Source organism: Rickettsiales bacterium (assembly GCA_025210695.1).
Taxonomy (GTDB): domain Bacteria; phylum Pseudomonadota; class Alphaproteobacteria; order Rickettsiales; family CANDYO01; genus CANDYO01.
Genome location: JAOARE010000021.1, coordinates 1 through 3,590 on the forward strand (window position 1 = coordinate 1; position 3,590 = coordinate 3,590).

The 3,590-nt window shown below is 30.0% G+C and carries 4 protein-coding genes; all 4 read left to right on the top strand.

What is annotated here, in order from left to right; all coding sequences use genetic code 11:
* Positions 1 to 74 precede the first annotated feature (74 nt).
* The gene (locus N4A31_03725) at positions 75 to 443 is read left to right on the top strand and encodes a TnpV protein (GenBank protein MCT4635344.1); all 369 of its coding nucleotides are present in this window, start codon (positions 75 to 77) and stop codon (positions 441 to 443) included.
* A gap of 167 nt (positions 444 to 610) precedes the next feature.
* The gene (locus N4A31_03730) at positions 611 to 1,669 is read left to right on the top strand and encodes a DNA cytosine methyltransferase (protein MCT4635345.1); all 1,059 of its coding nucleotides are present in this window, start codon (positions 611 to 613) and stop codon (positions 1,667 to 1,669) included.
* Positions 1,666 to 2,697: a DUF262 domain-containing protein gene (locus tag N4A31_03735; protein ID MCT4635346.1), complete on the top strand. Its 1,032-nt coding sequence runs from the start codon at positions 1,666 to 1,668 to the stop codon at positions 2,695 to 2,697. The genes N4A31_03730 and N4A31_03735 overlap by 4 nt, the downstream gene beginning before the upstream one ends.
* Positions 2,698 to 2,701: 4 nt before the next feature.
* Positions 2,702 to 3,385 carry an MAE_28990/MAE_18760 family HEPN-like nuclease gene (locus tag N4A31_03740; GenBank protein MCT4635347.1) on the top strand — a complete coding sequence of 228 codons (684 nt, stop codon included), beginning with the start codon at positions 2,702 to 2,704 and terminating at the stop codon, positions 3,383 to 3,385.
* Positions 3,386 to 3,590: the final 205 nt, after the last annotated feature.

Consider the following 3,590-nt stretch of genomic DNA (forward strand, 5'->3'; position numbering starts at 1 on the left):
CTCCTATTATTATGTTGAAACCTTCATAGAAGGATTCAAAATCGGTGCTAGGATGATGATGGATGTGCTTTCAGATGAGTAAGTTTAAGCCTGTGGAACTAGAGTATGAAGAGATTGATGGGATATTATATCCTAAGATTCAGATTTCTAATGATGTTAAGTATGATGAAATGCCACTTGGGAAGTATGGGAGAATGAGACTCAGGTATCTTAAAGAATATAAGGCTTATATGTATAGGGAATTGCTTGTGAATGGTGAGTTGATGGAACATTGTCATAGAGTAAATGATGAAGCTAATAAAATGGCTATGCTGATTGAGCAACAGTATCTTAAGAAGAATCCTATTGCAGAGGATTGTGGATTTATGGATAGGGTTGGGTATTATAATATTGCTAGGAGTGTGGCTGAGGAAGTTGTAGTTAGAGAGTTTCTATATAAATAAATTTAGGTCAATTCCGCTTTTGTTAGGCGGAATTGTTCTATAATAATAGAGTAAATGCTACAAATATCAATATAACAATTGAAAAAAAAACTTTTAAACGATATAATTATTATTGAAAATATGTTATAATTATTGTTTTATAGTAATATGTTAATGAGGTGAATAACATGAAACCTTTTGCAGTTGATTTGTTTTGTGGAGTGGGTGGTTTGACTCATGGAATACAAAAATCTGGAATAAATGTAGTTGCAGGAATTGATATTGATTCAACCTGTAAGTTTGCATATGAAAAAAATAATATATCTAAATTTATCCATAAAGGAATTGAGGAAGTAGAGGCTGATGAAATAACAAATTTATTTCCAAAGAATAGTATAAAGATATTGATGGGATGTGCTCCTTGTCAACCATTTTCAACATATTCATTACGATATATTAAGGATGGTAGAAAAGATAATAAGTGGAGATTACTATACTATTTTGGTGATTTAATTGAAAAAGTTAGACCAGAAATTATTTCTATGGAAAATGTGCCTCAACTAATAACCAAAGAGGTTTTTAAGGATTTTATTGATAAATTAATGGATTTAGGGTATTTTACAAATTGGAAAGTAGTTAATTGTGCACATTATGGTGTTCCTCAGAATAGAAATAGATTAGTTTTGTTAGCCTCAAAGTTAGGTGAAATTAAGCTGAAAGATTATGAGTTATGTAAAGAAAATTTTGTAACTGTACGAGATGTAATTAAAGATTTGTGGGCAATAAGTGATGGAGAATGCCATATCAATGATCCTATGCACAAGTCAAGTAAATTATCTGAGATGAACAAGCAAAGAATTAAACAGTCAATACCAGGTGGAACATGGAAGGATTGGGATGAAGAATTACGGTTATCCTGCCATAAAAAGGATACTGGAAAAGGATATGGGGCTGTATATGGACGAATGGAATGGAATAAACCAGCTCCAACAATTACAACACAATTTTATGGTTATGGAAATGGAAGATTTGGTCATCCTGATCAAAATAGAGCTATTTCTCTAAGAGAAGGAGCATTATTACAATCTTTTCCAGAAACATATCAATTTTTTGATGATAACAATCCTCAGACTAATAAGAAACTAGGTGTTCATATTGGAAATGCAGTACCTGTAGAGTTAGGAAGAGCTATAGGAGAAAGTATATTAAAACATATAGAAATCTTTGAAGAGGAGGGAAAGCTATGAGCAAAAAAATTACTGAGGATATGAGAGACCGAGCAGAAGAGCAAATTAGAAAAATGCAAAAAGAAGTAAGTTTTGATACAAAAGATTATCCAATTGAGGTACTAGTAAATAATTTTAAAGAAGGAGATTTTTATATACCTGAATATCAAAGAAATTTTATTTGGGATGATGGTAAAAAGAACAGATTTATTGAATCAGTTCTGTTAGGGTTACCAATTCCTTTTATGTTTTTTTCAGATAATGAGGATGGTAGATATGAGATTATAGATGGTGCTCAAAGAACAAGTACTCTTGAAGAATTTCTAGATAATGATTTAATCTTAAATAATTTAGAAAAATTAAATTCGCTTAATGGATTTACGTTTGAAAACTTGCCTGAATTCTTTAAAAGAAAATTAAAGAAAAAAACAATGAGAATAATTGTGTTAGGAGAAGAAACAACTATTGAAACTAAGCAAGATATTTTTAATAGAATTAATACTGGAGGAGCAAAAGCTCTTCCAAGCGAGATACGTAGAGGTAGTTATGTAGGTCCATTTATGGATTTTATATCACAATGTGCTGAAGATAAGTTGTTTAATGAGTTATGCCCTATAAGTAAAACTATGAAAAAGAGATATGAAGATTCTGAATTGGTTATAAGATTTTTTGCTTACCTAAATAACTATAAAAAATTTGATCATAGTGTAAAAGATTTTTTAGATGAATTCGTAGAACAACATAAAGATAATTTTAATGAAGAAAAATTTAAAAAAGAATTTAATAATATGCTAGAATTTGTAAATAAACATTTTCCATATGGATTCAGAAAAACTATGAATGCAAAGTCAACTCCAAGAGTTAGATTTGAAGCAATATCTGTGGGAGTTGCATTAGCTTTAAGAGAGAATCCAAACTTGACACCAAAATCAATGGAATGGCTTGATTCACAAGAATTTAAAAAACATACGACCACTCATTCAAGTAATTCTCAGACAAGAGTATCAGGTAGAATAGAATATGTTAGAGATACATTGATGGAAGGATAGTATTATGAGAATAGTATATAGCGTTTTTAGTGATAGAATTGATGAAATTGATATTTATTTTGAAGCATTAAAACAGCTTTATCATACACAGAATACATTTGAAGAACAGTATTTGTTTCATAATGAGGATTTTCTAAAGATACTAAAGGCTAATGCGTTACTTATGATTTATAATTTGGTTGAATCCTCAGTTTTGGGAGGCATTATTGAGATTTATGAGGAATTCAAAAGTAGAGGATTAAGTTATAATGATGTTAGTGATGAAATACAGAGTATATGGTTCTCTTATAAGTTTAATCAAGTGTATGATAAAAAAGCTCATTACAATTCATATAAAGATAAAGCTTTAGATATTATAAATAGTATACTTACAGGAAAAGTTATTGAATTAGATAGGAAAGCGACGAATATTAGTGGAAATCTAGATGCTGAAAATATTAGGCGTATTTGTAGTGAGCATGGTATACAATTTCAATGTGATACAAGGTGTAGAGGTGGAATTGTACTTGAGGATGTTAAAAATAAAAGAAATGAACTAGCTCATGGGACAATATCCTTTGCTGAGTGTGGTAGAGAATATAGTATATTAGATTTAGAGAAAATAAAGAATGAAGCGATAATGTTCTTGAAAGGTCTTATAGATGGAATGAATGATTATTATACAAATCAAGAATATTTATGTAGTTAACTAATCATCATTATATGAACTTAAAGCAAATCATGATAAAATAAAACTGAGGACATAGCACTAATCCTCAAAAAAATAAAATAATCTTAAGCCAGAGGGATTACATATAATATGTAACCCTAATAGCATGCCATTTACCCAACCTAGAAAATAAATGAGCCATGCTATCCCGCTGTAAAATTGGCTACAGCAGCTGGTGATACAC

Bases quoted from the DNA above. Each gene is read 5' to 3' on its own strand.
- N4A31_03725 (MCT4635344.1), top strand. From the start codon at position 75: ATGAGTAAGTTTAAGCCTGTGGAACTAGAGTATGAAGAGATTGATGGG.
- N4A31_03730 (MCT4635345.1), top strand. From the start codon at position 611: ATGAAACCTTTTGCAGTTGATTTGTTTTGTGGAGTGGGTGGTTTGACT.
- N4A31_03735 (MCT4635346.1), top strand. From the start codon at position 1,666: ATGAGCAAAAAAATTACTGAGGATATGAGAGACCGAGCAGAAGAGCAA.
- N4A31_03740 (MCT4635347.1), top strand. From the start codon at position 2,702: ATGAGAATAGTATATAGCGTTTTTAGTGATAGAATTGATGAAATTGAT.